The organism is Lentzea sp. NPDC060358 (assembly GCF_042725365.1).
In the GTDB taxonomy this organism is placed as follows: Bacteria; Actinomycetota; Actinomycetes; order Mycobacteriales; family Pseudonocardiaceae; genus Lentzea.
This window is the reverse complement of record NZ_JBHXCW010000054.1, coordinates 12,557-38,566: the sequence shown is the minus strand read 5'-3', so window position 1 is coordinate 38,566 and position 26,010 is coordinate 12,557. Positions and strand designations below refer to the sequence as shown.

The 26,010-nt window shown below is 71.3% G+C and carries 32 protein-coding genes; 16 read left to right on the top strand and 16 right to left on the bottom strand.

Going from position 1 to position 26,010, the window contains the following annotated elements; translation table 11 throughout:
- Together ACFWGZ_RS14670 and ACFWGZ_RS14665 are read left to right on the top strand one after the other, a co-directional pair.
- Positions 1-439, top strand: a 439-nt coding sequence (locus ACFWGZ_RS14670) for a nuclear transport factor 2 family protein (protein ID WP_382452001.1), incomplete at its 5' end; no start/stop codon positions are given.
- Positions 436-1,245 carry an ergot alkaloid biosynthesis protein gene (locus tag ACFWGZ_RS14665; RefSeq protein ID WP_382452000.1) on the top strand — a complete coding sequence of 270 codons (810 nt, stop codon included), beginning with the start codon at positions 436-438 and terminating at the stop codon, positions 1,243-1,245. The genes ACFWGZ_RS14670 and ACFWGZ_RS14665, both read left to right, overlap by 4 nt.
- Here ACFWGZ_RS14665 and ACFWGZ_RS14660 read toward each other — a convergent pair.
- The 6 genes from ACFWGZ_RS14660 to ACFWGZ_RS14635 all read right to left on the bottom strand — a co-directional run bounded on the left by ACFWGZ_RS14660 (position 1,223) and on the right by ACFWGZ_RS14635 (position 6,937).
- Positions 1,223-1,387 (bottom strand): hypothetical protein, encoded by a 165-nt coding sequence (locus ACFWGZ_RS14660; RefSeq protein WP_382451999.1) that lies wholly within the window; start codon positions 1,385-1,387, stop codon positions 1,223-1,225. The genes ACFWGZ_RS14665 and ACFWGZ_RS14660 overlap by 23 nt on opposite strands.
- A gap of 90 nt (positions 1,388-1,477) precedes the next feature.
- Positions 1,478-2,791, bottom strand: a complete 1,314-nt coding sequence (locus tag ACFWGZ_RS14655) for a hypothetical protein (RefSeq protein WP_382451998.1) — start codon at positions 2,789-2,791, stop codon at positions 1,478-1,480.
- A gap of 42 nt (positions 2,792-2,833) precedes the next feature.
- Complete coding sequence (locus tag ACFWGZ_RS14650; RefSeq protein WP_382451997.1) at positions 2,834-4,315, bottom strand: beta-xylosidase; 1,482 nt, start codon at positions 4,313-4,315, stop codon at positions 2,834-2,836.
- Positions 4,316-4,383: 68 nt separating this feature from the next.
- A complete protein-coding gene (locus ACFWGZ_RS14645; protein ID WP_382451996.1) occupies positions 4,384-5,178 on the bottom strand; it encodes a phosphotransferase family protein in 795 nt (264 codons plus the stop codon).
- Positions 5,178-5,822 (bottom strand): response regulator, encoded by a 645-nt coding sequence (locus ACFWGZ_RS14640; protein WP_382451995.1) that lies wholly within the window; start codon positions 5,820-5,822, stop codon positions 5,178-5,180. The genes ACFWGZ_RS14645 and ACFWGZ_RS14640 overlap by 1 nt, the downstream gene beginning before the upstream one ends.
- Positions 5,813-6,937 (bottom strand): sensor histidine kinase, encoded by a 1,125-nt coding sequence (locus ACFWGZ_RS14635; RefSeq protein ID WP_382451994.1) that lies wholly within the window; start codon positions 6,935-6,937, stop codon positions 5,813-5,815. Before ACFWGZ_RS14635 ends, ACFWGZ_RS14640 begins: the two co-directional genes overlap by 10 nt.
- Positions 6,938-7,099: 162 nt before the next feature.
- On the opposite strand from ACFWGZ_RS14635, the gene ACFWGZ_RS14630 reads away from it, so the two are divergent.
- Positions 7,100-7,741: a DedA family protein gene (locus tag ACFWGZ_RS14630; protein WP_382451993.1), complete on the top strand. Its 642-nt coding sequence runs from the start codon at positions 7,100-7,102 to the stop codon at positions 7,739-7,741.
- 520 nt (positions 7,742-8,261) lie between these two features.
- Here ACFWGZ_RS14630 and katG read toward each other — a convergent pair.
- From katG to ACFWGZ_RS14615, 3 genes are all read right to left on the bottom strand, one after another.
- Entirely contained in the window at positions 8,262-10,481 is a 2,220-nt protein-coding gene (katG, locus tag ACFWGZ_RS14625) for a catalase/peroxidase HPI (protein WP_382451992.1), read from the bottom strand.
- 19 nt (positions 10,482-10,500) lie between these two features.
- Positions 10,501-10,935, bottom strand: coding sequence for a Fur family transcriptional regulator (locus tag ACFWGZ_RS14620; RefSeq protein WP_382451991.1), 435 nt, complete (start codon positions 10,933-10,935; stop codon positions 10,501-10,503).
- 67 nt (positions 10,936-11,002) lie between these two features.
- A complete protein-coding gene (locus ACFWGZ_RS14615) occupies positions 11,003-12,397 on the bottom strand; it encodes a PLP-dependent aminotransferase family protein (protein ID WP_382451990.1) in 1,395 nt (464 codons plus the stop codon).
- Positions 12,398-12,419: 22 nt separating this feature from the next.
- On the opposite strand from ACFWGZ_RS14615, the gene ACFWGZ_RS14610 reads away from it, so the two are divergent.
- From ACFWGZ_RS14610 to ACFWGZ_RS14595, 4 genes are all read left to right on the top strand, one after another.
- Positions 12,420-13,301 carry a DMT family transporter gene (locus ACFWGZ_RS14610; RefSeq protein WP_382451989.1) on the top strand — a complete coding sequence of 294 codons (882 nt, stop codon included), beginning with the start codon at positions 12,420-12,422 and terminating at the stop codon, positions 13,299-13,301.
- 39 nt (positions 13,302-13,340) lie between these two features.
- Complete coding sequence (locus tag ACFWGZ_RS14605) at positions 13,341-13,877, top strand: DUF6939 family protein (RefSeq protein WP_382451988.1); 537 nt, start codon at positions 13,341-13,343, stop codon at positions 13,875-13,877.
- A 38-nt stretch (positions 13,878-13,915) separates the two neighbouring features.
- Complete coding sequence (locus tag ACFWGZ_RS14600) at positions 13,916-14,263, top strand: MmcQ/YjbR family DNA-binding protein (protein ID WP_382451987.1); 348 nt, start codon at positions 13,916-13,918, stop codon at positions 14,261-14,263.
- 233 nt (positions 14,264-14,496) lie between these two features.
- Positions 14,497-15,180 (top strand): SDR family oxidoreductase, encoded by a 684-nt coding sequence (locus ACFWGZ_RS14595; RefSeq protein WP_382451986.1) that lies wholly within the window; start codon positions 14,497-14,499, stop codon positions 15,178-15,180.
- Positions 15,181-15,266: 86 nt separating this feature from the next.
- Here ACFWGZ_RS14595 and ACFWGZ_RS14590 read toward each other — a convergent pair whose 3' ends face one another.
- Complete coding sequence (locus ACFWGZ_RS14590; RefSeq protein ID WP_382451985.1) at positions 15,267-16,121, bottom strand: tat pathway signal sequence; 855 nt, start codon at positions 16,119-16,121, stop codon at positions 15,267-15,269.
- Positions 16,122-16,227: 106 nt separating this feature from the next.
- On the opposite strand from ACFWGZ_RS14590, the gene ACFWGZ_RS14585 reads away from it, so the two are divergent.
- From ACFWGZ_RS14585 to ACFWGZ_RS14575, 3 genes are read left to right on the top strand one after another with little or no spacing between them, the layout of a single operon-like run.
- On the top strand, positions 16,228-16,683 hold the full coding sequence (locus tag ACFWGZ_RS14585; RefSeq protein WP_382451984.1) for a hypothetical protein: 456 nt from the start codon (positions 16,228-16,230) through the stop codon (positions 16,681-16,683).
- Positions 16,684-16,736: 53 nt separating this feature from the next.
- A complete protein-coding gene (locus tag ACFWGZ_RS14580; protein WP_382452003.1) occupies positions 16,737-16,904 on the top strand; it encodes a helix-turn-helix transcriptional regulator in 168 nt (55 codons plus the stop codon).
- Positions 16,901-17,845, top strand: a complete 945-nt coding sequence (locus ACFWGZ_RS14575; RefSeq protein WP_382451983.1) for an NAD(P)-dependent alcohol dehydrogenase — start codon at positions 16,901-16,903, stop codon at positions 17,843-17,845. The genes ACFWGZ_RS14580 and ACFWGZ_RS14575 overlap by 4 nt, the downstream gene beginning before the upstream one ends.
- Here ACFWGZ_RS14575 and ACFWGZ_RS14570 read toward each other — a convergent pair.
- From ACFWGZ_RS14570 to ribA, 3 genes are read right to left on the bottom strand one after another with little or no spacing between them, the layout of a single operon-like run.
- Positions 17,797-18,039 (bottom strand): hypothetical protein, encoded by a 243-nt coding sequence (locus tag ACFWGZ_RS14570; RefSeq protein WP_382451982.1) that lies wholly within the window; start codon positions 18,037-18,039, stop codon positions 17,797-17,799. The genes ACFWGZ_RS14575 and ACFWGZ_RS14570 overlap by 49 nt on opposite strands.
- A 26-nt stretch (positions 18,040-18,065) precedes the next feature.
- Entirely contained in the window at positions 18,066-18,683 is a 618-nt protein-coding gene (locus ACFWGZ_RS14565; protein ID WP_382451981.1) for an amidohydrolase family protein, read from the bottom strand.
- Positions 18,684-18,721: 38 nt separating this feature from the next.
- A complete protein-coding gene (ribA, locus tag ACFWGZ_RS14560) occupies positions 18,722-19,372 on the bottom strand; it encodes a GTP cyclohydrolase II (protein ID WP_382451980.1) in 651 nt (216 codons plus the stop codon).
- Between the two features lie 75 nt (positions 19,373-19,447).
- Between ribA and ACFWGZ_RS14555 the strand changes: the two genes are divergently transcribed.
- Genes ACFWGZ_RS14555 through ACFWGZ_RS14540 form a run of 4 tightly spaced genes read left to right on the top strand, consistent with a single transcriptional unit; the run spans position 19,448 to position 22,545 of the window.
- Complete coding sequence (locus ACFWGZ_RS14555; protein ID WP_382452002.1) at positions 19,448-19,858, top strand: 6-pyruvoyl tetrahydropterin synthase family protein; 411 nt, start codon at positions 19,448-19,450, stop codon at positions 19,856-19,858.
- Positions 19,812-20,807: a glycosyltransferase family 4 protein gene (locus ACFWGZ_RS14550; RefSeq protein WP_382451979.1), complete on the top strand. Its 996-nt coding sequence runs from the start codon at positions 19,812-19,814 to the stop codon at positions 20,805-20,807. Before ACFWGZ_RS14555 ends, ACFWGZ_RS14550 begins: the two co-directional genes overlap by 47 nt.
- A complete protein-coding gene (locus ACFWGZ_RS14545) occupies positions 20,804-21,583 on the top strand; it encodes a class I SAM-dependent methyltransferase (RefSeq protein ID WP_382451978.1) in 780 nt (259 codons plus the stop codon). Before ACFWGZ_RS14550 ends, ACFWGZ_RS14545 begins: the two co-directional genes overlap by 4 nt.
- Positions 21,583-22,545 (top strand): YbhN family protein, encoded by a 963-nt coding sequence (locus tag ACFWGZ_RS14540; protein WP_382451977.1) that lies wholly within the window; start codon positions 21,583-21,585, stop codon positions 22,543-22,545. The genes ACFWGZ_RS14545 and ACFWGZ_RS14540 overlap by 1 nt, the downstream gene beginning before the upstream one ends.
- On the opposite strand, the gene ACFWGZ_RS14535 is transcribed toward ACFWGZ_RS14540, so the two are convergent.
- Both ACFWGZ_RS14535 and ACFWGZ_RS14530 read right to left on the bottom strand, forming a co-directional pair.
- Positions 22,459-23,151: a creatininase family protein gene (locus ACFWGZ_RS14535; RefSeq protein ID WP_382451976.1), complete on the bottom strand. Its 693-nt coding sequence runs from the start codon at positions 23,149-23,151 to the stop codon at positions 22,459-22,461. The two genes, ACFWGZ_RS14540 and ACFWGZ_RS14535, sit on opposite strands and share 87 nt — an antisense overlap.
- Positions 23,138-24,121 carry a zinc-binding alcohol dehydrogenase gene (locus ACFWGZ_RS14530; protein ID WP_382451975.1) on the bottom strand — a complete coding sequence of 328 codons (984 nt, stop codon included), beginning with the start codon at positions 24,119-24,121 and terminating at the stop codon, positions 23,138-23,140. Before ACFWGZ_RS14530 ends, ACFWGZ_RS14535 begins: the two co-directional genes overlap by 14 nt.
- A 41-nt stretch (positions 24,122-24,162) precedes the next feature.
- On the opposite strand from ACFWGZ_RS14530, the gene ACFWGZ_RS14525 reads away from it, so the two are divergent.
- Positions 24,163-24,897 (top strand): CDP-alcohol phosphatidyltransferase family protein, encoded by a 735-nt coding sequence (locus ACFWGZ_RS14525; protein WP_382451974.1) that lies wholly within the window; start codon positions 24,163-24,165, stop codon positions 24,895-24,897.
- The gene (locus ACFWGZ_RS14520; protein ID WP_382451973.1) at positions 24,890-25,294 is read left to right on the top strand and encodes a DoxX family protein; all 405 of its coding nucleotides are present in this window, start codon (positions 24,890-24,892) and stop codon (positions 25,292-25,294) included. The genes ACFWGZ_RS14525 and ACFWGZ_RS14520 overlap by 8 nt, the downstream gene beginning before the upstream one ends.
- Here ACFWGZ_RS14520 and ACFWGZ_RS14515 read toward each other — a convergent pair.
- Positions 25,272-25,937: a RibD family protein gene (locus ACFWGZ_RS14515; protein ID WP_382451972.1), complete on the bottom strand. Its 666-nt coding sequence runs from the start codon at positions 25,935-25,937 to the stop codon at positions 25,272-25,274. The two genes, ACFWGZ_RS14520 and ACFWGZ_RS14515, sit on opposite strands and share 23 nt — an antisense overlap.
- Positions 25,938-26,010: the final 73 nt, after the last annotated feature.

The following is a 26,010-nucleotide window of genomic DNA, read 5'->3' as shown; positions in this document are numbered from 1 at the left end:
GCCTAACGTTGTGGACGGGACGGGACCGTCTCGTCCATTTCTTTCGGAGGACTTCGTGGACCTCATCCCGAGGGCGTTGCAACTGCTGCTGGACAAGGACATGATCGGCTTCGCCGGGCTGTGGGCGGTCGACGGCGTGGCGGAGTTCCCGTTCGCGCCGCCCGGCTGGCCGTCCCGCCTCGAAGGCCGCGCCGCGGTCGAGGACTACGTGCGCGACTACACCAAGACGTTCGACGTGCGGGCCATCCCGAAGCAGGTCGTGCACCAGAGCACGGACCCGGACGTCGCGGTCGTCGAGTTCGACATCGAGGGCGTCCTGGTCGCGACCGGTGAGCCGTACCGGTACTCGTACATCGTCGTGTTCACCACCCGCGACGGCGAGATCGTGAACTACCGCGACTACTGGAACCCGATCCACCTGCAGGAGTGGCGCGCATGAGCGTGCTGGTCATCGGCGGCACCGGCACGACCGGCAGCAGGCTCGCCGCGCTGCTGCCCGGCGCCCGCGTCGCCACCCGCACGCCCGCGGCGCCCGGCCAGGTCCGGTTCGACTGGGACGTGCCCGCGACGTTCGAAGGCGCGCTCGACGGGGTACACGGTGTTTACCTCATCCCTCCGGTGGGGGTCGTGGACCCCGCACCGGTGGTCGAGTCGTTCCTCGCGCAGGCGCGACTCGTGCGGCGGGTGGTGCTGCTGAGCTCGTCCGCGGTGCCGGAGAGCGCCTCGGGGATGGGCGCTCTCCCCGCACTCGTGCGCACCGTGCCGGAGTGGGCCGTGCTGCGCCCGTCGTGGTTCATGCAGAACTTCACCGGCGACCACCAGGTCGCGGCCGGTGTCCGCGACGGTGAGATCGTCACGGCGACCGGCGACGGCCGGGTCGGGTTCGTCGACGCGGCCGACATCGCCGCGGTGGCCGCCCGCGCGTTGACGGATCCGGTGCCGCACAACACCGAGCACGTGATCACCGGTCCCGAGGCGCTCGGTTACTCCGACGCGGCCGCGATCATCTCCGACCTCACCGGTCGCGTGGTCCGGCACCGGTCGGTCGGCGCGGAGGAGATGACCGAGCGGATCGCGCGGTCGGTGCCGAGGCAGTTCGCCGCGCTGCTCGCCGGGCTCGACGAGGACATCCGCGCCGGCGCGGAGGACCGGGTCACCACGACGGTCGAGGACGTGACGGGCCGGCCCGCCCGCTCGTTCCGCGCCTTCTACCAGGACTTCCTCAGTCGAACGCCTGCCGCGTAGCGCCGCTGGGCGCGGTGAACGCCGCGCCCTCGCGCTCGGCGGGCCAGTCCACCGCGCGGTGCGCGGCGGCGACACTGTCCCAAGTGGACTCTCCGGTTGCGCGGTGCGCGTCGCTCTCCAGCGCGAGATTCGTGCCCCGCAACCGGTACGCCACCGTGCAGGCCGGATCGGCGGCGAGTGCCGATCGTCGTCATGCCGGTACGTCTGACGAGCACCCGCGGTTTCGACGAGTTCAGCCCAACTCGTCACAAGGAACGGTGAACGCCCAGTCCTCCGGCGCTTGCTCGAGCCGGGCGTTCCCGGAGCCCTCCGCGCACGCCAGGCGCGCGTTCGCGACGCTCTCGTCCCACGGCACGCCCCTGAGCACCGGTGTCGTCTCCTGCAGGAACCAGAAGACGCTCACCACGACCAGGAGCCCGACCACGTACCGGCTGCCCGCCACCACCGCGCGTCCCCAGGCGGGCGCCGGCGTCCGGTCGAGCCCCGCGAGGATCGCGGTGAACAGGAACAGGCACGGCGCGACGCTGTAGCGCTGCCCGGCCAGCACGACGCCCGGCTGCTGGACCTGCATGACCAGGGCCCAGTTCAGCACCAGGCACACGACGATGACGACGACGCTGAGCACGGCCGACGTGACGATCAGCGTCCTGGTGGCGCGGTTGCCGAACCGCACGCCCGCCGCCATCGGCACCAGCGCGACCACCAGAGCCGCCACGATCACGGAGTTGCCCATCGCGGGGTAGAAGTCGCCGAGCTTCTCCGAACCGGTGAACGCCGCCACCGGCACCCGCAGCAGGCTCGCGAGCAGCACCTGCACCGGATCGGCCTGGTCCTGCGAGTACGCCGTCCTCGTGGAGAGGGCCATCACCACGGCCTGCACGACCAGACCGACGATGAACGCGATCGGAACTTCCCTGCGCGGCAAGAACATCCGCACCAGGGCGATCGGCAGCAGCACGAACGCCAGTGGGCTCGACAGCGCGGTGAGGAAGACGAATGACGCGACCGGAACGCTCGGAGCGTTGCGCCACACCAAGGCCCAGAACGTGCCGAACAGCAGGAACCAGTGCAGGTTCGCCATGTTGTTCAACGGCTCGGAGTTGCCCACCGGCAGCACGATCACCAGTGCTGCCAGCGCGAACCGCAGCGGTGTCGACTCGATGCAAGCCCTGCTGCCCGCGAAGGCGATCAGCGCGACCAGCGCCCGCAGCGCCGCGGCCGTGAGGGCGAAGACGGCGGCGGTCCACTCGATCGGCAGCAGTGCGGCGACCTCGGCGACCAGGCGCGGTGCCGTGTGCAGGTAACCGCCGTACGGCTCGAACAGGTTGTGCGGCAACGGGTGCAGGCGGGCCTGGACGGTGAACACGGCACCGTCCTCCGCCCACAGGCGGTCGAGTCGCGCCCAGCCGGCGGGGATCAGCAGCAGGAACGCCATCGACCCGGCGAAAGCGGCCACCATGCCGAACCACGCCCGTTCGTGCGCTGGTTCGTCAGGTACCGGAATTGTGGTGCCCGCGTGCAGGGTTAATCGTTCTGCGGTCGTCATCCGAGGCCCCCGTGTCCGATTCGACACGGGCACGATAGGGGGTCAGCCCGACAGGCGGTCGTAGCGGTCCCACTGCTCCCGCGTCACGACGGTGACCTCGGACGAGTTGGACTGCGCCACCTCGAGCGACTTGATGACGACCAGCTTGTCGCCGACGAGCAGCCCCGCGAGCCCGTCCGGCCCGAGCACCGCGGGCACCGACGCCGGAACCCGCACCGCGACCTGGAACGAGTCGACGATCTTCGGCCGCCACCCGATCACCCCGCGGGCGTACTTCGCCGCCGCGGAGCCGCGTTCGAACCGCACGACCCTGCCGCCGACGACCACGTCGGCCGTGCGTTCGGGGGAGGGCACCGAGAACCCGTCGAGCACCTCCGCCTCCTCCGGCGTGGCACACCCGTTGAGGCCGAGCGCGTCGATGCCGAAGTGGCGGATGTTGGTCGGAGCGCCCGAATCCATCGTGGTGGCGCGCAGGACGTCGATGCCCACCTTGTCGCACGGCCCTCCGGCGTGGATCGGCGCGTGCCCCTCCGGCGTGCGCACCAGCCCCGGACCTTCCCTCCAGACACCGGGAATCACCACCGGGTCGTACGGGTGGCGGGTGAACTCCTTGTTCCAGAAGGTGATCGTGGTGCCCTCGTCGGTGGAGTGGGCGATCGCGAACGCCGACGCCGCGGCGATCCACATCCAGTCGGCGCTGAACGCCTCGACGACGGACCGCGTGCGCGCCTCGTTGGTCTTCCGCACGGGCTTGAACCCCTGCGGGCTCAACGTCTCGACGCCCGTGGTGAACAGCGGGTCCTTCGACCGCAGCACGTACTGACCGGCGCCGTTCGCAGCCCCCGCGAACCCGGTCGTGTCCGTGAACAGCAGGTACACCCACCCGTCGAGGTAGATGGCCGACTGCTGGCCGGTGCCGTAGGTGTTCTCGCGGATGATGTCGCCGGAGGACCCGAGGATCGCCTGCCCGCCGTTGGCCCGCGTCCAGCTGAGCCCGTCCTTGCTGGTGGCGACCCCGACCGAGCTGCCGTTGGCGTGGTCGTCCCTGCTCGCGCCCGTGTAGTACATGAAGTACGTGTCGCCGATCTTGACCAGCGACGGGTCGCACGTGTGCATGGCGTCGAAGCTGCCGCCGCTGCCGGAGAACACCGGGTGCGCCGTCGTGAACGGCCCGTCGGCGCCGGGCCCTTCGCTGTAGAGGACGTCGTCGCCGTTCGGCGCCGCGATCCCCATCTGGCTGCACCACCAGGTGCGCACCTTGCCCTGGTCGAGCATCACGGCGGGCGCGTAGTTGTAGACCGCGTCGCCGACCCCGGCGATCACCGTTCCGGGACTCTGCCTGCCGTTCTCGACGGTGAGCTTCAGCCTGTCCCGCGGCGGCGGGGTGTTCGTCTGCGCCGTGGGCGCCGGTGGGGACGCGGCCTTGCCGACCGGCTCGCCGGCCGCCTCGCTCGTGCACGCTGTGACCGCACCGAGGAGTGCGACCGCAGCGAGCAACGCAAGAGGGCGGCGTCTCAGGGGCACCCGACCATCATAGTGATCAACTCATCCGTCCGGGTGAAGTCGTTCTCCGGCTTCGGATTCATCGCCGCTCAATGGGCTCTCGACGTCGGCGGGTGCTGCCGCACGGCGCAGCGGCGGCGGAACCACGCGAGGAACCGGTCCGGGGCCACGTCCTGCCTGATCGCGGACGCGGCGCCGGTCAGCGGGAACATCGCGGCGTGGGTGAGCGCGCGGTCGTAGTCGGCCGGCCGGACCCGTTCGACCAGGGGCCACCCGTAGTGGGCGAACGCCGCCGCGTCGAGCGCCGGATCGCCGACGCAGGCGAAGTCCCAGTCGAGGATCCCGCTGACCTTTCCGCCGTGCCAGCGCAGGTTGACCGGCGCCAGGTCGCCGTGCACGAAGCCGGTGACGCCGGGCAGGGCGGCGAACCGGCGCAAGACCTGGCCGGCCTGGTCGCGTTCGTCGTCGGTGAGCAGCGGGAACACGAGTTCGGTGATCGTCTCGGCGACCGCCGCCCCGCCCGCGTGCCGCAGCGGTTCGTCCAGCAGCGCGACGAGTCCGGGGTCCGGGTCGACGGCGGCCAGCGCGTCCAGCACCTCCCGGACCGCCTCGTCGCTCGCGGTCTCCGTCTGCTCGCCGGACAGGTGGGAGAGGACGACGTGCGCCTCGCCCAGCGGCAGGTCCAGCCTGTCGTCGAGGACCTCCGGCACGGCGAAGGGCAGCCCGAGCCGCCCGATCCGGTCGAGCGCCCTCGTCCGGCGCCGCGCGTCGGCCAGGTCCCGGCGGGGGAAGCGCGCGACCCACCGGCCCGGCACCACCACGGCGTCGTTGAACGTGCCGCGCGCGAGCGTCGCGCCGGGCGTGCGCAGCAGCCGGTCGAGCATCAGCTGCCCAGGTAGCGGACGACGGCCAGCACCCGGCGGCTCAGACCGGACTCGCCGCCGAGGCCGAGCTTGTCGAAGATCGAGTTGATGTGCTTCTCCGTGGAGCTCAGCGACACGTGCAGGGTCTCGGAGATGCGCGTGTTGGTGAGGCCCTGCGCCATCAGTTCGAGGACGGTCTTCTCCCGCTCCGTCAGGGTTTCGAGCGGGTCGACGTGCGAGGTCCTGGTGAGCAGGCGGCGGACGACCTCCGGGTCGAACGCCGCGCCGCCCGCCGCGACGCGGTCGAGCGCCTCCAGGAACTCGTCGACCTGGGCGACCCGGTCCTTGAGCAGGTAGCCGACCTTGCCGCCGGTGGCGGTGATGAGTTCGGTGGCGTAGCGGTTCTCGATGTACTGCGACAGCACGAGCACGCCGATCGCGGGCCACCGCTCGCGGATCTCCAGGGCGGCGCGCATGCCGTCGTCCTTGTGGCCGGGCGGCATGCGGACGTCGGTGACCACGACGTCGGGCTGGTGGTCCTCGGTCGCCCTGAGCAGCTCGGGCGCGGTGCCGACGGCCGCCACGACCTCGTGGCCCTCCTCGCCGAGCAGGCGGACCAGGCCCTCGCGCAGCAACGTCGAGTCCTCGGCCAGGATCACGCGCACGGCACCCTCGCGATGATCCGCGTGGGACCGCCGAACGGGCTGGCCACGTTGAAAGTGCCGTCCACCGCCTTGACCCTCCTCGCGAGCCCCGACAACCCGCTGCCCGCGGGGTCGGCGCCACCGATGCCGTCGTCCCAGACCATGAGCGCGACGTGCCCCTCCGCCGGCCACAGCGAGATCTCCACGACCGACGGCCCGGCGTGCTTGGCCGCGTTGGCCACGGCCTCGGACGCCACGAAGTAGAGCACCGCCTCCAGCGCCGTGCCCGGCGAGGTCTCCAGCTCGTTGTTGATCTCGACCCGCACCCCGGCCCGTTCGGCCAGCACCTCGAGCGCCGCGTCCAGGCCCGAGTCGTCGAGCACGGCCGGGTACACCCGCGTGGCCACCTCCCGCAGCTCGTCGATGGCCTCGCCCGCGGTGTCCTGCGCCTGCCGCAACAGGGCCTGCAACTGCTCCTCCCCGCCGGCGCGCCGAGCCCTCCCGATCAACATGCCGAGCGCGACGAGCCGCTGCTGGACACCGTCGTGCAGATCCCGCTCGATGCGCCTCCTCTCGTCGTCGATCGCCTCGATCACCTCGGCCCTCGTGCTCGTCAGCTCGGCGACCCGCTGCCGCAGCGCCGTGTGCCGGCTGCGGCCGAGCATCGTGGTGGCGAGCCACCGGTCCAGCGCCGCCACCCCGCTGACACCCGCGAGCGCCGCGAAGACGAGCAACACCCCCGGCACCGCCGCCACGAGGATCAGCCGCGTGTCGACGACGTCGCCGTCCTTGATCAGCCCCCACGAGCCGTCGAACAGCCACGCCGTGACCATCGACAGCGCCGTGACGGCGTACAGCCCCAGCATCAGCAGCACCCCGGCGCCCAGCCCGCCCACGAGCCACCGCACGCCGAGGTAACGCCGGCACCGCCGCGCGGTCAGCGGATCGACCTCCGCCGCCTCGCCGTACCGCCCGATCCGGCCGAGCTCGACCTCGGTCATCCGCACGACACCGAGCCCGAGCACCGCCGCCCCGAGCCCGGGCACCGCGGTCATGGTCCCCACCAACACCCCGTAGAGAGTCCGGAACCACCCCCGCACCAACGACCCGGTGCCGAGCTGCTCGTCCTGCTGCACAACCGCCACCGTAACGGCCCTCCAAGCCCCCGGCATTGCGGTTTCCCGTAATCCCGGACTGCGGTTTCCCGCACCATTCACGAGGGTTTACCTCATGGCCCGGACTCCTCCTGCTTCCTAGCGTTGACCTCGACCTTTTGTCCCGTCTGAGGGGAAAGAACAATGCTGGCCGAGTGGGCGGTAAACCTGATGGAGTCGCTGGGAGGCGTGGGCGCGGCGGTCGTCGTGGGCCTGGACAACCTGTTCCCGCCGATCCCGAGCGAACTGGTGCTCCCGCTGGCGGGATTCTCCGCGAGCAGGGGCGTCTTCACCCTCCCCGCGGCCCTCTTCTGGACCACCCTGGGCTCAGTCGCGGGAGCCGTCGTCGTCTACGTCGCGGGCCTGCTGCTGGGCCGCACCCGGACCCGTCTCCTGGTGGCCCGCATCCCCCTGGTCAGGGTGACCGACTTCGACAAGACCGAGGCCTGGTTCACCCGCCACGGCACCAAGGCCGTGTTCTTAGGCCGCATGGTGCCGCTCTTCCGCAGCTTCATCTCGCTCCCCGCGGGCGTGGAACGCATGAACTTCCCGAAGTTCCTGCTCCTCACGACCCTGGGCAGCCTGATCTGGAACTCGATCTTCGTGGGCGCGGGCTACGCGTTGGGCGAGAACTGGCACCGGGTGGAGGCCTACGCGGGCGTCTTCCAGAAACTCGTCCTGGCCGCGGTGGCGATCGCCACGATCCTGTTCGTGGCGACCCGCCTGCGCCAACGCGCGAAGGGCGACCCGGAGGCAACGGAGGTCCTGCCACGACTCAGCCGCTGAGGACGGGTCCGCAACGCAGGCCAAAGGCGAAGCCGAGGCACCCCCCAATGGCAATGCGAAGCGAGCCGAAACAACCACAGCACGCCCGTAAGGGCGATGCGAAGCGAGCCGCCTTCTCTGCGAGCCGCCTTCTCTGCGAGCCGCCTTCTCTGCGAGCCGCCTTCCCTGTGAGCCGCCGTGAGCTGGTAGAGCCCAGTGCCTGTGCGATTGGCGCTTGACGTCGGCTGCGAGGTGCTGCCACTCGCGGCTCGGCCGGTCGCGAGGCTACCGGCCTGTTCCGGCCGGCCCAGCGCCTCGCAAGGGCTCCGAGGTCAAGCCCCGAATCGCTATCGCGCGCTAGCGGCGATGAACACACGCACTTCGGCAGAGGTGCATGAGCACGCCGGAACTCACACGGCCCCCGCAGGAAGCAACCACGCCGTTCCTCACTCACCCGACCCAGCCACGCCAAACCCACCCGAGAACAAGAGCACCCCCAGGCCGAGAACGACCTGGGGGCACCCCAAACGAGCCAAGGAGATCAGACGTCGTACCGATCCGCGTTCATGACCTTGTTCCAGGCCGAGACGAAGTCCACGACGAACTTCTCGGAGGCGTCATCACTGGCGTAGACCTCAGCCACCGCACGCAGCTCGGAGTTGGACCCGAACACGAGGTCGTTGCGGGTGGCCGTCCACCGAACCGCACCGGTGGACCGCTCGCGGCCCTCGAAGTTCTCCTCGTCCTCGGAGGTCGACTTCCACTCGGTCTCCATGTCGAGGAGGTTGACGAAGAAGTCGTTCGTCAGCGTCTCCGGCTTGGCGGTCAGCACGCCGGCGGAAGAACCACCGTGGTTGGCGCCGAGCACCCGCAGGCCGCCGACGAGCACGGTCATCTCCGGTGCCGACAGGCCGAGCAGGTTGGCCTTGTCGATCAGCAGGTACTCGGACGGCAGCGGGGTGGCCTTGCCGCCGAAGTTCCGGAAGCCGTCGACGACGGGCTCGAGGACGGCGAACGACTCGGCGTCGGTCTGCTCCTGCGAGGCGTCGACCCGGCCGGCGAGGAACGGCACCTCGACGGAGTGGCCCGCGGCCTTGGCGGCCTGCTCGATCGCCGCGGCACCGCCGAGGACGATCAGGTCGGCGAGCGAGACCTTCTTGCCGTCGGTCGCGGAGCTGTTGAACGACTCCTGCACGCCCTCGAGGGTCCGCAGGACCTGCGCGAGCTGGTCGGGCTCGTTGACCTCCCAGCCGCGCTGCGGCTCGAGGCGGATGCGGGCGCCGTTGGCGCCGCCGCGCTTGTCGCTCTGGCGGAACGACGCGGCCGAGGCCCACGCGGTCTTGACCAGCTGCGAGATCGAGAGGCCGGACTCCAGGACCTTGGCCTTGAGCGCGGCGACGTCGTCGGCGGAGATCAGCTCGTGGTCGCGGACCGGGAGGCGGTCCTGCCAGATCAGCTCCTCCTGCGGCACCTGCGGGCCGAGGTAGCGCTGGATCGGGCCCATGTCGCGGTGGGTCAGCTTGAACCAGGCGCGCGAGAACGCCTCGGTGAAGGCCTCGTGGTCCTCGGCGAACCTGCGCGAGATGGGCTCGTAGATCGGGTCGACGCGCAGCGCGAGGTCCGTCGTCAGCATCATCGGCTGGCGGTTGAGGGTGCCGTCCTCGGGGTCGGGCACGGTGTTGGCGCCCGCGTCGCCCTTCGGCTTCCACTGGTGCGCGCCCGCCGGGGACTTGGTGAGCTCCCACTCGAACTCGAACAGGTTCTTGAAGAACAGGTTCGTCCACTCGGTGGGCTTCTGGGTCCAGGTGACCTCGAGGCCGGAGGTGATCGCGTCACGGCCCCTGCCGGTGCCGTGGGTGCTGATCCAGCCGAAGCCCTGCGCGTCCATCAGCGAGCCCTCGGGCTCGGCGCCGACCAGCGACGGGTCGCCCGCGCCGTGCGCCTTGCCGAAGGTGTGGCCACCGGCGATGAGGGCGACGGTCTCCTCGTCGTTCATGCCCATGCGGCCGAACGTATCCCGGATGTCGCGGGCGGACGACAGCGGGTCCGGGTTGCTGTTGGGGCCCTCGGGGTTGACGTAGATGAGGCCCATCTGGACGGCCGCGAGCGGCGTCTCCAGGTCGCGCTCGCCGCTGTAGCGAGCGTCGCCGCCGAGCCACTCGGTCTCGGGGCCCCAGTAGACGTCCTCGTCCGGCTCCCACACGTCGTTGCGGCCGCCGGCGAAGCCGAAGGTCTTGAGGCCCATGGTCTCCAGGGCGCGGTTGCCCGTGAAGATCATGAGGTCGGCCCAGGAGACCTTCTTGCCCCACTTCTTCTTCACCGGCCACAGCAGGCGGCGGGCCTTGTCCAGGTTGCCGTTGTCCGGCCAGCTGTTCAGCGGCGCGAAGCGCTGCATGCCCGCGCCGGCGCCACCACGGCCGTCGTGCGTGCGGTACGTGCCCGCGCTGTGCCACGCCATGCGGATCATGAACGGGCCGTAGTGCCCGAAGTCCGCGGGCCACCAGGCCTTCGACTCGGTGAGCACGGCGTCGACGTCGCGCGCCAGCTCGTCCAGGTCGACGGTCAGGAACTCCTTGCCGTAGTCGAAGTCACCGCCCATCGGGTTGGCCTGGACGGGGTGCTTGCGGAGGATCCGGAGGTTGAGCTGGTTGGGCCACCAGTCGCGGTTGCTGCCGCCCTCGCTGGGGTGGCTGCGCCGGCTGTGAGCGACCGGGCACTCGCCCTTCGACTCGTCCACCTTGGCGTCAGTGCTGTCGGACACGAGAATCCTTCCGGGTGGTTCAGGAACTTTTCGCGGCGGTCGTGCACGCGGGGCAGGTGCCCCAGTAGATGACCTCGGCCTCGTCGATGACGAACCCGTGGTCGTCGGATGCGTCCATGCACGGTGCGTGGCCGACAGCGCAGTCGACGTCGGCGATGGCACCGCAGGATCTGCACACGACGTGGTGGTGGTTGTCCCCGACGCGGGCCTCGTAGCGCGCCACCGAGCCCTGGGGCTCGATGCGGCGCAGCAGGCCGGCTCCTGTCAACGCGCGGAGCACGTCGTAGACGGCCTGGTGGGAGACCGCGCCGAGGTTCTGACGCACGACACCGATGATCGAGTCCGTGTCGGCGTGCGGGTGGGTGTGCACCGCGGACAGCACCGCTATCCGCGGAGCCGTCACCCGCAGTGACGCTCCACGCAACATGCGCTCGAAGTCGGAAGCCGTGGGCACGGCCGTCACCCTGCCGTCTTTTCTGGAATGAGTCAAGTTAATGAATGGTGCAATTCACTCGACCCGGTCACCGCCGCACTGCGGCCATCGCGCCGGCCAGTCGCCGCACGCCCTCGGCGAGCACGTGCTCGGGTGCCCCGCCGTAGGTCAAACGGAGAAAACTGCCCGGCGGTTCAGCGGCGAACCAGGCCCGTCCGGGAAAGACCACGACGTCGCGGGCCGCGGCCGCCGTGGTGAGCTCCAGGTCGTCGACGCCGTCCGGCAGCTCCGCCCACAGGTGCAGGCCGCCCGAGGACCGCGCAAACCGCAGCTCCGGCAGTTGCTCGCCGATCGCGCGCGTCAGAGCGTCGCGCCGCGTCCTCAGGGACTGCTGGAGGGTGCGCAGGTGGCGGCGCCAGACCGGGGACGTCACGAAGTCGATGGCCGCCTCCTGCAACGGCCCCGCGACGTACAGGTCCTGGCGCGAGCGGGTGTTCTTCAGCCGGGTGCCCGCCGGTCCGCGCGCGCCGATCACGGCGACGCGCAGGCCGGGAGCGGCCACCTTGGTCAGTGAGCGGACGTAGACGACGTGGCCGTCGGTGTCCTGGGAGGCGAGGGTCGGCGGCGCGGTGCCGTCGATCGTGAAGCCGCGCGCCCAGTCGTCCTCGACGAGGAACGCGCCGACGTCCCGGACGATCCGCATGACCTCGGCGCGGCGCTCGTCGGACAGCACGGCGCCGTGCGGGTTCGCGTGCAGAGGCTGGCAGTAGAAGAGCTTCGCGCCGGTGCGGTCGAACGCGGCCCGCAGCAGGTCCGGCCGCACGCCGTCCTGGTCGGCCGGCACCGGGACGACCTTGAGTCCGGCGTCGCGCGCGGCGGCGATCGCGCCGAGGTAGGTGGGCGACTCGACGAGCACCGCGTCGCCGCGTGCGCCGAGCCCGCGGAACACGGTCGCGAGCGCCTCCTGGGCACCCGCGCACACCGTCATGTCGCCGCCCCTGAGCTCGCCGCCCGCCTCGCGGGCGAACCACGCGCGCAGCTCGTCCCTGCCCTCGACCGGCACGCGCCCCCACGCGGCGGGCCGGCGCGCCGCCCTGGTGAGCGCGGCGCCGAGCGCGTCGGTCGGCTGCAGGTCGGGGTCGAGGTACCCGCTGGTCAGCGGGATGGCCTCGGGCTTGGGCACGGCGACGAGGTTCGCCACCAGGTCCTCGCCCGGCCGGCCCTCGCCGAGCGCCACGGCCTGCCACGACAGGTCGTGGGCGGTCGCCGCCGCGCGGGCGGCCACGAAGCTGCCCCGGCCGGGCCGCACCTCGACGAGTCCCTCGGCGGCGACGCGCTGGATGGCCTGCTGCACCGTCGCGGGCGACGCCCGGTGCCGCGCCATCAGGTCGCGCACCGACGGCATGCGGTCGCCGGCCCGGCCCGACCGCGCGGCAGCCCTCAGGTCGTCGATAACGCGGGCGGCTGCGTTATCCTCGTTCATGAGAGCCAAGAGTAACGTTATCGTGCCAGCGGGGGTAACACTCGGCGCGCTGGGCGTGCTGGGGTTCAGCTTCTCGCTCCCGGCAACCCGCTTGGCAGTGGCCGGACTCGACCCGTGGTTCGTCGCTTTCGGACGCGCGTTCGTCGCCGGCGTTCTCGCGATCGGTTACTTGGCGTTATCGCGTGCACCCCGTCCGTCGGCGGCGCAGGTGCGTCGCCTGGTCGTCGTCGCGCTGGGCATCGTGATCGGCTTCCCGCTCTTCACGTCCCTGGCCCTCACCACCCAGACCTCGGCCCACGGCGCGGTGGTGATCGCGGTGCTGCCTATGTCGACGGCGATCTGGGCGGTCCTGCGCGCCTCCGAACGCCCGCCGCTCGCGTTCTGGCTCTCCAGCGGCGCCGGTCTGCTCGCGGTGCTGGCGTTCGTGGCCACCGGCGGCGGTTTCTCCGGCTCGCTGGGCATCGCCGACGTCCACCTGCTCATCGCGGTCGTGCTGTGCGGCCTGGGGTACGCCGAGGGCGGCGCGCTCTCGCGTGAGCTGGGCGGCGCGCGCACCGTGTGCTGGGCGCTGGTCGTCTCGCTGCCCGTGACCATCCCGATTTCGGTCTACACAGCGGACTTCTCGCGCGCCGACGGCGTCGTGTGGCTCAGTTTCGGCTATGTCGCGCTGATCTCGATGTTCCTCGGCTTCTTCGCCTGGTACGCGGGTCTGGCCGCCGGCGGGGTGGCGAAGATCGGTCAGATCCAGCTGGCACAACCGGTTCTGACGCTGATGTGGTCGGCGCTGGTCCTCGGCGAACCGGTCGGCTGGCCCGCGCTCGCCACGGCCGCGGTCGTGCTCGTGTGCGTGGTGCTGACCCAGCGGAACCGTGTCACGGTGCCGACCGCCCAGCCGGTGCGCTGATCGCCGAAAATTGTCAGACCCTCCTGCCATCCTCGACCCATGCCGATCGAAGTGGCGAGCAAGCGCCGCAAGGTGCAGCGGGCGGGCGCGGTGGTCGTCGACGTGACCTCCCGCGGTCCCGACCCGTGGGTGCGGTTCAGCCCGTTCTACCCGCACGGCGGGATCCCGGTCCCGCTGTCGCCGGGCGTCACGAGCGCGTCCGTCGAAGGCGTCTGGCAGGCGCTGAAGGTGTTCGAGGACGCCGACGTCGACCCGTCGAAGCTCGGCGTGACGTCGATGAAGGGCCTCAAGCGCACGGTCCGGCGCTTCGGACCCGTGCGGGGCCACCGCGCGGGCCTGGCCGGCGAGCGCCTGCTCGATTACCGCACCGCTCGGCAGGAGATCTACCTGCCCGCCTACCGCTGGGTGCTGGAGAACTGCCTGCAGGCCGAGGTCGCGCGGCTGCGCGAGTTGGCCGGCTCCGCGGACGTCGTGCTGCTCGACTACGCGACGAACGGCGACGCCGACGACCTGAGCACGCCGCTGTCGCACGCGGCCCTGATCGTCGAACACCTGGGGAAGGCGGTGCGGATTTGACCGATTTATACTGCGTGCCTTCGGCTTTGGGGGTCGGCGTGGCGACATCGGACAAGCAGCTCTTCAAGATCGTGGACGCGCTCGCCGAGGCGCGGCGCTCCTCCGGTCAGCAGTACGACGCGTTCCGCGTGCGGGGCAAGGTGTTCGGCTACTTCTGGCCGCGCACGCGGACGGTCGGCCTGAAGCAGACGCTGTCCGAGCAGCTGGCGCTGGTGGCGGAACGTCCCGAGGTGTTCGAGGTGCAGTTCACGGCGGGCGGCTTCGGCTGGGTCGTCGTGCACCTGGAGGGCATCGCGGCGGACGAGCTCCGCGAGCTGGTGTTCGAGGCGTGGCGGCTGTCGGCGCCGGAGGACCTGGTGGCCCAGGTGCCGGACCTGGCCCGGTGATCGCACACCGCGCGGTGACCGCGCACCGCCCGACCGCGCACCGCCCGACCGCGCACCGCCCGACCGCGCACCGCCCGACCGCCCGACCGCGCACCGCCCGACCGCGCACCGCCCGACCGCGCACCGCGCGGTGGAGTGGCCATGACGGTCGCCGCTGCTGCCGGGAGACGCGGATCTTCGCTGCCGCACAGACGACTTGCCCTCCAGTCCGGTGGAGGATGCACGATCTCGGGATGAACGTCGTGATCACCGGTGGCGGCAGGGGACTCGGGTGCACGCTCACTCGGCGGTTCGCCGCGCAGGGGGCGGCGGCGGTGGTGGTGACGGCACGTGACCTCGTTGCCGCACAACGTACCTGCGACCCGTTGCCCGGCGCGCACGCAGTGCGGTGCGACCTGGCAGACCCGGCGTCGGTGCGCCGCTGCGCGGCCGAGGTGGAGCAGCGGCTGGGGCACGTGGACGTGCTGGTCGACAACGGGGCGGCGTTCCTCGCCACCTCCGAGGCCACCTCCGAGGCCACAGACGACGCGATCGTGGCGACCGTCCTGTCCGGTGCGGCGGGGACGGTGCTGGCGAGCGAGAGCTTCCTGCCGCTGCTGCGGCGGTCGCGACGGCCCGACGTCGTGACGATCGTGTCGCTGGAGGCCGAGTCGCGCAGCGATCCCGCGCACGTCGCGCACGCGGCGTTCCACGCGGCCGAGGCGGGGCAGGGCCGGTACGCGGAGCTCATGTCACGACGGCTGCGGCCCGAGGGGATCCGGGTGATCTCGCTCCACCTGCCGGACTTCGACGACGACGAGAACACGCCCTGCGACGGGGTGCTGACCACGCAGTCCGTCGCCGACTGCGTGCTGTTCGCCGTCAACCAGCCGCGCGACTGCTTCCTGCGCTCGTTCCACTTCGAGCCCATGCCCTGACGGGCTCATGCCCTGACGGCTCATGCCCTGACGGGCTCATGCCCTGACGGCTCATGCCCTGACGGGCCGATGCCCCGGAACAGGTGCTAGCGGAAGAGGATGCGGGTGATCTCGGTGTCGGTGGCACGGCCCTCGTCGTAGCCGCCCTCGCCCTTGAGGTTGTTCATGATGGCGATCGTGTAGCGCTCGTCCTTGCCGACGAACCCGACCGAGTTCATCACCCAGCCTCCGTCCTCCTCCGACCAGCCGTTCTTGACGCCGGAGTCGGGACCCCAGACGCCCCACTGCTGCTCGGGGCCCACGTCGCGCATCTGGCCGACGATGTACGCGCGGTCCTCCGCGGGCACCTCGTCCAGCACGTAGTTGATCAGGTGGTCGAGGTCGTTGGCCGTGCACTTCTCGAAGCCCCAGTAGGGGAACGAGGACGAATATCCTCTTTGGGCGGTCAGTTCCGTCATGCCGTACTTGCCGAACGCCGCGTTGAACGTCGTGCCGTTGTAGCGCTTCCAGAGCGCGTCCGCCGCGTCGTCGTCCGAGCTGTGCAGCATCGCCGTCATCAGCCTGCGGTCGTCGGCCGTCAGCCTGACCTTGCCGGCGCGGTGGCGCTCCAGCAGGTTCACGACCATCGCGAGCTTGATCGTCGACGCGGTCCACGTCATGTCGGCCGCGCTGCCGTTGCGCCAGGTCGCACCGGCCTTGCGGTCGCGCAGCACGATGCCGGTCGTGCCCGGCCTGGTCTCCGCGTACGCCTGCGCCGCCTTGATGCGCTTCTGGAAGTCGCACTCGAACCCGCTGTCGGGCATCGGGCACACGTCGGGGGTCGCGACGCGCGGTGCCGCGGCCGGGGTGAGCTGCTTCGCGTTCGCCGGGGGTTCCGCCGTCACGGCGTGGCCGCACGCCGTGAGCACGAGCGCGCACGCAACAAGGATCGGACGGAGCATGGGCCGCACGGTAATGGGTCCGATCGGAGGTAGTCGACCGCCATACGGCCGCGAACGATCATGTAAAAGATATTTGACACCATGTCGGGTTCGTTTTACTTTGGTGATGTCAGGTTTCTTTGACATCGGGAGCGGGACCGTGGCGTTCGAGGAGAAGCGGGCGTGGGCGCTGGCCGTCATCGCCCTGGTGGGGTACGCGGCGTACGCGGTGGTCGTCGTGAGCCGGATCGGCGGAAGACCTCTCGCCGACGTGCCCTACGTCGGCGCGATGCTGTGGACGATGGGGCTCGGGATCGTCGCCGGCATCGTCTCGGGCATCTGGTTCGGCATCGCCGCGCGCCACGACGGGCTGCAGTCCGACGAGCGCGACCAGGAGATCGGCCGGTTCGGCGACCACGTCGGCCAGTCGTTCGTCGTCATCGGCGGGGTGACCGCGATGGTGCTCGCGATGCTCGAGGTGCCGCACTTCTGGATCGCGAACGTGCTCTACCTGTGCTTCGTGCTGTCCGCGGTGCTCGGCTCGTTCGCGAAGCTCGCGGTCTACCGGCGGGGGATGCCGTGAAGCCGACCAGGGTCACGAACTCCATCCGCGCGCTGAGGTTCGCGCACGGCGAGATGAAGCAGGCGGACCTCGCCGCGGCCATCGGCATGACGCGCCAGACGCTGATCGCCATCGAGCAGGGCAAGTACTCGCCGTCGCTCGAGGTCGCGTTCAAGATCGCCCGCGTGTTCGGGGTGTCGTTGGAAGAGGTGTTCCAGTACCCGGAGGAGGAAGACGAGTGAAGGCTCTCGTGCAGCGAAGATACGGAACGGCGGTGCTCGGTGACCTGGACGTGCCCGTGCCGGGCGAGGGGGAGGTTCTGCTGGAGGTGCGGTCGGCGGGCGTCGACATGGGCACCTGGCACCTCCTCAGCGGCAAGCCCTACCTGGTCCGCGTCCTCGGGTTCGGGTTCCGCGGGCCGAAGTCACCGGTCCCGGGGCGCGACGTCGCCGGGGTCGTGAAGGAGACCGGTCCCGGCGTCACGGAGTTCGCACCGGGCGACGAGGTGTTCGGCACGTGCGAGGGGTCGTTCGCCGAGTACGCCGTCGCTGCGGTGTCACGGCTGGCGTGCAAGCCCCGGAACGTCTCGTTCGCCGAGGCGGCCGCCGTGCCGATCTCGGGCGGCACCGCGGTGCAGGGGCTGCGCGGGGTGCGGCCCGGTCAGCGGGTCCTGGTGCTCGGCGCCGGCGGGGGAGTCGGGTCGTACGGGGTGCAGATCGCCAAGGCGCTTGGCGCGCACGTGACCGGCGTGTGCAGCACCGCGAAGGTCGACCTGGTGCGGGCGCTGGGTGCAGACGAGGTCGTCGACTACACCGTCGAGGACTTCACCGGCACGTACGACCTGGTCCTCGACTGCGGCGGCAACCGGAAGCTGTCGCGGACGCGCAGGGCCCTGACGCCGCGCGGCACGCTGGTGCTGGTCGGCGCCGAGAACGGGGGAGCGCTGACGGGCGGGTTCGAACGGGCGCTGGGCGCGGCCGTGCTGAACGTGTTCGTGGCGCACCGGCTCGTGCCGCTGATGTCCGCGGAACGCGCCGACGTCTTCGACGAGCTGCGCGTGCTGATCGAGGCGGGGAAGGTCCGGCCGCCGCTCGACCGCGAGTTCCCGCTGTCCGAGGGCCTCGCGGCGATCGACTACGTCCACTCGCGACGGTCGCGGGGCAAGGTCGTCGTCACCATCTGACCGAGGGCGTGGGCGGTGATGCCGTGCGGCTTGCCCGCCTCGATCCCGCCGTCGGTGCCGGAGATCGAACGCACGCCGCGGTCGTGCATGCGGCCCACGACAGCGATCTTCGCGGCGATGCTCATGCCCGCGCGGTCGAACTGCTCCTGGACGAACGGCGGCGGGTCCTGCGTGCTGCCGAGGGTGTGGCACACGGCGATCCCCGCCTCCGCCAGCGCGTTCAGCAGCTCGCACGCCCCCGTCGGTGAGGCACGTGCAGTGCTCGATCCCGTCCACGCGCGCGGCCACCGCCCGTCGCACGGCGGCGAGGCTGTGCGCGTGGGCGGTCACCGGCAGCCCGTGCGCGTGGGCCTCCTCCGACGTCGGCCCGGCGGTCCGCCCGTTCGCGGACGGCCCGCCGCAACGCTTCCTCCCCGCCCATCGACCAGCAGTGGCCGCGCGGGCAGGTGATGGGCGGGCCGGACGCGAGGACGCGCTGGCGGTGCCGGGACCGCTGCTCGAGCACCGAGAAGTCGCGGTCGCCGAGGTCGCGCACGGTCGTGACGCCGGCCCGCAGGTGGCGGTCGAGCCCGTCCTCGATCACGGCGTCGAGGTGCTCGGCGGTGAAGGTGGGCAACCGGTCGAGCGCGCCGTTCCCGCTGTCCGCTCCGAGGTGGACGCGGGTGTCGATCAGTCCCGGTAGGACGGTGTCCTGGCCGAGGTCGACGACCCCTGCGCCGGGCACGTCGGGGTGGCCCCGCTCGACCGCCTCGATCCCGCCGTGCGCGACGAGGACCGTGACGGGTCCGGCGAGGGACCGCTCGCCGTCGAAGGCACGCCCGGCACGCAGCGCCGGCACCCGGCCAGTCTGCGCACCACGTGCGGGGAAAGCAATGGTCAGCGGGCGTGCGGGAGGGTGAACGACTCGACCTGCGGCAGGTCGTGGCCGAGCCGGTCGCGCTTGGCCGTCAGGTACGCGATGTTGTGCGTGTTGGGCGGCATGAGCAGCGGCACGCGCGAGGCGACCGTGATGCCGTTGTCCTCCAGCGCCGCGATCTTGTCGGGGTTGTTGGACATCAGCCGCACGGACTGCACGCGCAGGTGCTTGAGGACCCGCGCCGCGGGCGTGTAGTCGCGCACGTCCACGGGCAACCCGAGGGACGTGGCGGAGTCCAGCGTGTCCATCCCGGCGTCCTGCAACACGTGCGTGCGGACCTTCGCCACCAGACCGATCCCGCGGCCCTCGTGACCGCGGAGGTACACGAGGATCCCGTTGCCCTCGCGGACGATCGCGTTCAGCGCCGCGTCGAGCTGCTCACCGCACTCGCACCGCATGGCGCCGAAGATGTCGCCGGTCATGCACTCGGAGTGGATGCGCACCAGCACGTTCTCGCGCAGCTTCGTCTTGCCGTAGACGAGGGCCATGTGCTCGTGACCGTCCGCTCGGAACGCCACTGCGCGGAACGTGCCACGGCGGGTCACCAGGTCGGACTCGGCCACGTCCTCGTCGTTGAAGGCCTCTTCGAACATCTCGGGTCCCCTCGTCACCAGGCGCCTCCCGAGCGCGCAGCTACGCTCGGGTGCGAGATCGCACCGTAACCCGACCGCACAGCGGAGGTCACCCTGTTCAGCATCACCGTCCGCGATCACGTGATGATCGCCCACAGTTTCCGCGGCGAGGTCTTCGGTCCGGCACAACGTCTCCATGGAGCAACGTTCCTGGTGGACGCAACGTTCAAACGTGCTGAGCTCGATTCCGACAACATCGTCGTCGACATCGGACTCGCCACGCGGGAGCTGGGCGAGGTCCTCGCGGCGTTCAACTACCGCAACCTCGACGAGGAACCGCAGTTCGCGGGCATCAACACGTCCACGGAGTGGCTCGCCAAGCACATCGCCGACCAGCTCGCGGAGAAGATCTCCGAGGGTGCCCTGGGCGAGGGTGCGCTCGGCATCGATGGGATCACCGTCACACTCCACGAGTCCCATGTGGCGTGGGCGAGCTACGACCGTGCGCTTCGTCCTGCCGGCTGACGTCGGCGACCCAGGCAGTCCCAGCGGCGGCAACGTCTACGACCTGCGCGTGAGCGCGGGCGCGGAACGTCTGCTCGTCGCTGGTGACTGGCCGCGCCCGCACGACACCGCAGCGTTGGAGCAAACGCTTGCGGGCATCCCGGACGGCGAGGTCGTCCTCCTCGACGGCCTGGTCGCCTGCGGGGTGCCGGAGGTCGTCGTCCCGCACGCGCGACGGCTGCGGCTCGCCGTCCTCGTGCACCTGCCGCTGGCCGACGAGACCGGGCTCGACCCGGCCGCCGCCGCGGTCCTCGACGAGAAGGAACGCGAGGTCCTGCGGGCCGTGGGCGCGGTCGTCGCGACCAGTCCGACGGCGGCGCGCGACCTCGAGACCCGGCACGGGCTCGGCCACGTCCACGTCGTCGTCCCCGGCACCGATCCGGCCCCCGCGGCCCGCGGCACCGACGGCGTGCACAACCTGCTCTGCGTCGCGTCCATCACACCCCGCAAAGGCCACGACCTGCTGGTCAGGGCGTTGCAGCGGGTCGACGCCGACTGGCGGCTGACGTGCGCCGGCCCGCACCGCCCGTTCCTGCGCGAACTGCCTCCCGACGACCGCGTCAGCTTCCCCGGGCCCCTCGCCGGTGAGGCGCTGACCAGCGCTTACGTCAACGCGGACCTGTTCGTGCTGGCCTCCCGCGCCGAGACGTGGGGCATGGTCGTCACCGAGGCCCTCGCACACGGTCTGCCGGTCATCGCGAGCTCCGTTCCCGACGCTCTCGGCGACGGCGGCCTGCTCGTCCCCGCAGGCGACGAAAACGCGTGGGAAGCTGCGCTGACGCGCTGGTTCCAAGATCGAGAATTCCGCTCGGGACTGCGGGCGAAAGCACTCGCGCGGCGGGCTCGACTGTCCACTTGGGACGAATCCACCCGGGACCTGCGGAGGGTGCTGGCTACTCTGCGGCCATGACCTTCGCCCCGGAATGGCTGGCACTGCGGGAGATCGCCGACGCACAGGCGCGCTCGACCGAGCTCGTGGAGATCGTCCGCGAAACTCTGGTGAACCGAACCCCCCTGACGATCCGTGACCTCGGGTGTGGAACGGGATCGATGGGACGGTGGCTCGCCGGCAGGCTCGGCGGCGCGCAGCACTGGGTGCTGCACGACCGCGACCCCCGGCTGCTCGAGCTCGCGGAGGCGGGCATGAGCGCGCTGCCGGGCGTCACCGCCGAGACGCGGGAGGGCGACCTCACGGCGCTGACCGCGGCCGACCTCGCGGGCGCCGGCCTCGTCACCTGCTCCGCGCTGCTCGACCTGCTCACCGCCGACGAGATGAACGCTCTGGCCGCTGCCTGCGTAGAAGCACATGTGCCCGCACTGTTCACGCTCTCGGTGGCAGGCCGGATCGACTTCGACCCGGCCGAGCCGCTCGACGCCGCCTTCCAGGACGCGTTCAACGCCCACCAGCGTCGCGTCGTGGACGGGCGCCGTCTGCTCGGACCGGACGCCCCGGCCGCCGCCGAAGAGGCGTTCGCGGCGGCGGGCGCGACGGTGCGCACGGCACCGAGCCCCTGGCACCTGGACGCCGGCGCCCTGCTGGGCGAGTGGCTGGAGGGCTGGGTCGACGCCGCGGTGGAGCAGGAACCCGCACTCGCCGCCGAGGCACCGGAGTACCTGCGCCGCAGGTCGACGGCGTCCGCGGTGGTCCACCACGTCGACCTGCTGGCACTACCGGGAGCTGTGTGATGAAGAAGTTCTGGCCGTGGCTCCGCTTGCTGCTGGCGGTGGCGATCCTGGTGGGCCTGGGCGTGCGCCTGGGCACGGGAGCGTTCCTCGACGGACTGCGCGCGATCGACGCGTTCTCCGTCACCGCCGCGCTGGCGATCGGGCTCGTGACGACGGTGCTCAGCGCGGGTCGCTGGGTCCTCGTCGCGCGCCGCCTCGGCCTGTCGCTGTCGCTCGGGACCGCGATCAGCGACTACTACCGCGCCCAGCTCGTCAACGCCGTGCTGCCCGCGGGCGTGCTCGGCGACGTGCACCGCGCGGTCAGCCACGGCCGGCAGGCGGGCGACGTCGGACGGGGCGTGCGCGCCGTGTTCTTCGAGCGCTTCGCCGGTCAGCTCGTGCTCGTCGGGATCGGCGTCGCGGTGCTGCTCACGCACCCCGCGGCCGGTCTCGGCCTCGACCTCGACGCCACCACGGCCGGGCTGGTCCTCACCGGCCTGGCCGTGGCCGCGGTCGCCGGCTGGCGGATCAGGCCGGTGCGCCGCATCCTCGTCAGCACCCTCGCCGACGGCATCCGCCTGCTGTCGCTCAAGACCTGGCCCGCGGTCCTCGGACTGTCGGCCGCCGCCGTCGCCGGGTACGTGGCGATGTTCGTGGTCGCCGCCCGCGCCGCCGGGTCGCAGGCCACGATCGCCCAGCTCGCGCCGGTCGTCGTGCTGGCGCTGCTGATCATGGCGATCCCGGTCAACATCGGCGGGTTCGGCCCGCGCGAGGCGTTCCTCGCGGTGGCGTTCGGCGCCGCCGGGCTGGGCGCCCAGCAGGGCTTCACCACCGGCATCGTCTACGGCGTGCTGGCGCTGGTCGCCGCGCTGCCCGGCGCCGTCGTGCTCTTCCTGTCACGCCGGGCCGAGACCGAACAGGCCGAGGTAGTGGCCGAACGACTCGACGAGTCCCGCGAGCAGGAGCTCGCCCTTGCGCGCTGACGCGAGGGAGGGACGCCCGACCACGCCGGACTCCGTGTACGGCGCCAGACCCAGGGTCAGCATGTGCCGCCGGTCCTCCGCCAGGTGGTCGGCGCTGTCGTAGCCGGGACGGACGAGATCGGGGTGCGCGTGCAACAGGATCGAGGTCTCCAGCTCGCCCGCGTGCATGTCGCTGTACGCCGAGGTCTCGACGCCCGCCTTCTCCCGCGCGAACGCCCAGTCGTCGCGGCCGGGGAACAGCGCCAGGCCCTCGCCCTCCTGCACGACGTTCTGCAGCACGTAGTTGCCGCCGTGCCCGTTCACCAGCACCAGGCCCGTGACACCGGTGTGCCGCAGGGACTCCGCGATGTCCGTGACCACTGAGACGAGCGTGCGCGCGGTGATGCTGACGGTGCCGGACCAGCCGGCGTGCTCCTGCGAGCAGGAGAACTGCAGCGGCGGCAGCAGCCGGACCGGGTACGCCGCCGCGATCGCCGACGCGACGGTCCACGCGATCACCGAGTCGGTGGCCAGCGGCAGGTGCGGGCCGTGCTGCTCGGTGCTGCCGACCGGGAGCACGGCCACCCGCCGGTCGCGGACGTCGATCGTGGTGTCAGTCGGGAACATGCTCCCGACCGTAGTCAATCCGGTGGCACAGCGCCGGAAGCGTGCCGTCGGCGAGCTTCGGCATCACGTCCGGCAGCTCCTCGAACGCGCTGTGCCCGGTGATCAGCGCGTCGAAGCGCTCGTCGGCCAGCAGGTCGAGGGCGAGCGCCAGGCGTTCGGCGTAGGACCGGTCGGGACGGCCGACCACCCCGACCTGGCTGCTGCGGATCGTGAGCCGCTTGGAGTGGAAGAACTCGCCGAGCGGCACGGCGATCCGGCGGTCCCCGTACCAGCTCAGCTCGACGACGGCGCCCTCCGGCGCGAGCAGGTTCAGCGCCGTGGTGAGGCCGGGTTCCGTGGCGCTGGCGTGGAAGACGAGGTCGCAGTCGCCGAGGGCGTTGTCCGGCAAGGCGAACCCGACGCCGAGCCGCGACGCGACCTCCTCGCGCGCCGGGTCGGCGTCCACCAGTTCGACGCGGGCGCCGGGGAACCTCGCCAGCACCGCGGCGATGCTCGACCCGACCATGCCGCCGCCGACGACTGCGATCCGGTCGCCGATCAGCGGACGCGCGTCCCACACCGCGTTCACCGCGGTCTCGACGGTGCCCGCCAGCACCGCGCGGGCGGCGGGAACACCGTCCGGCACCACGGTCACGGCCGTTTCCGGGACGACGTAACGGGTCTGGTGTGGATACAGGCAGAACACCGTGCGGCCCCGCAGTCGTTCGGGTCCGTGTTCAACAACGCCGACGTTGAGGTACCCGTACTTGACCGGCCACGGGAACTCGCCCTCCTGGAAGGGAGCCCTCATCACCGCGTACTGGTTCTCCGGCACACCGCCGCGGTGCACGAGCGTCTCCGTGCCGCGGCTGACCCCGGAGAACAGCGCGCGCACGACGACCTCGTCCGGCCCGGGCTCCGCCAGCTCGACCCGCCGGAGTTCCCCGTTTCCCGATTCGTTGAGCCAGAACGCACTCGCCGTACGTGTCACTCACAACACCTCCGCCGCACGAAGTTCGTTAGGGGCACCTGATGATCACACTTCAGCACACCGGGACTCCCGCCGTCGTCCGGGAGCCCGCCGTCTGGGCCGTCGCCCAGGTCCTCCTGCTGGGTGTGGTGAGTGCCACGACCGGCCTCGGGCCGCTCGGCTGGGCCGCCGGACTCGCCTACGGGTTCGCCACGTGGGCGTTCCTCGGCTACGGCACGCAACGGCATCGCACCAGGTCGCTGGGGCCGGCTGACCGCGTCACGCTGGCGCGCGGCCTGATGGTCGGCGCCGTGACCGCGCTGGTCGCCGACCGCGCCGGGCAGGACGTGCCGGTGGCGCTGGTCGTGACGCTCGCCGCCGTCGCGTTGTCGCTCGACTGGGTGGACGGGCAGGTCGCCCGCCGCACGGGCACCTCGACCGCGCTCGGCGCGCGGTTCGACATGGAGGTCGACGCGTTCCTGATCCTGGTGCTCAGCGCGTACGTCGCCCTGCACCTGGGGCCGTGGGTGCTCGCGATCGGGCTCATGCGGTACGTGTTCGTCGCCGCCTCGTGGCGCTTGCGCTGGATGAACGCGCCGCTGCCGGCGAGCTACGCGCGCAAGGTCGTGGCCGCGGTGCAGGGCGTCCTCCTCGTCGTCGCCGCGTCGGGACTGCTGCCGTTCGCCGGCGTGCTCGTCGGTCTCGCGCTCGCATCGCTCGTGTGGTCGTTCGGTCGCGATGTGCTCTGGCTGTGGACGAACTCCGCCGCCGCGGTGGGAGAATCCCGTCATGTCTGAGCAGACCGCGACCGCGGCGAAGGTCCTGAACGTCATCGTCTGGATCCTGCAGATCGTGCTCGCCGTGCAGTTCTTCCTGAACGGCTACGCGTTGTTCACGGACCAGTTCGTGGCGAAGTTCGACGACATCGGCTTCGGCCAGTGGTTCCGCTACTTCACCGGCGTGCTCGAGATCGCCACCGCCGTCGGTCTGCTCGTCCCCCGCATCTGCGGTCTCGCGGCACTGGCGCTCGCCGGCATCATGGCCGGCGCGGCGATCACCGAGGTCTTCCTGGTGACCAACGGCGGGTTCAAGGGCGCGCAGCTGCCGTTGCTGTTCATGGTGTGGGCACTGGTGATCGCGGTCTACCGCCGCGAGCAGATCCTCGGCGCGCTCAGCCTCGTGAAGAAGAAGTGACCTTCGGGAAGTAGCGGAGCACCGCGACGTCCCCGACCTTCGTGACGTCCTCCAGGTGGAACCGGCGGGCCGGTCCACCGGGGAACTCGGCGGGATTCACGAAACGCGGGGCCGTCGCCTGCCCGATCAGCATCGGCGCCACCGCGATCCGGATCTCGTCCGCCAGCCCGGCGCGCAGGAACGCCGTGTGGATGCTCGTGCCGCCTTCGACCATGAGCCGCCGCACCCCGCGCGCACCCAGGTCGTCCAGGATCTCCGGGAACTCGCCGAAGGTCCTGGTCTCGGCGAGGTGGCCGACCGTGGTGGTCGCGGACTTCGTGTAGACGAGCCGCTCGCCGCCGCAGTGCCAGAACCGCAGGCCGGGGTCCAGGTCCCCGCTCCTCGTGACCGTGACCCGCAGCGGGAACTCCGGTTTCCCGTCGGCGATCCTGCGCGCGCGCCGTTGTTCGCTGTAGACGAGCAGTCGCGCGTCGTCCCGCCGCAACGTCTCCGCTCCCGCCAGGATCGCGTCCGACTCCGCGCGCATCCGGTCGACGTGGTCGAAGTCCTCCGCGTTGGAGAGCGGGAACCTCTCGGTGCCGCGATCGTCGATGTGGCCGTCGAGACTGACGGCGACGCTGAGCAGAACGTGCGGGCGGGTCACGAACTCGATCGTAGAGCAGTTGAACCGGCCGCGTGCCGCGCCGCGTTTACCTCAGAGGACAGGGAAAGGGGTG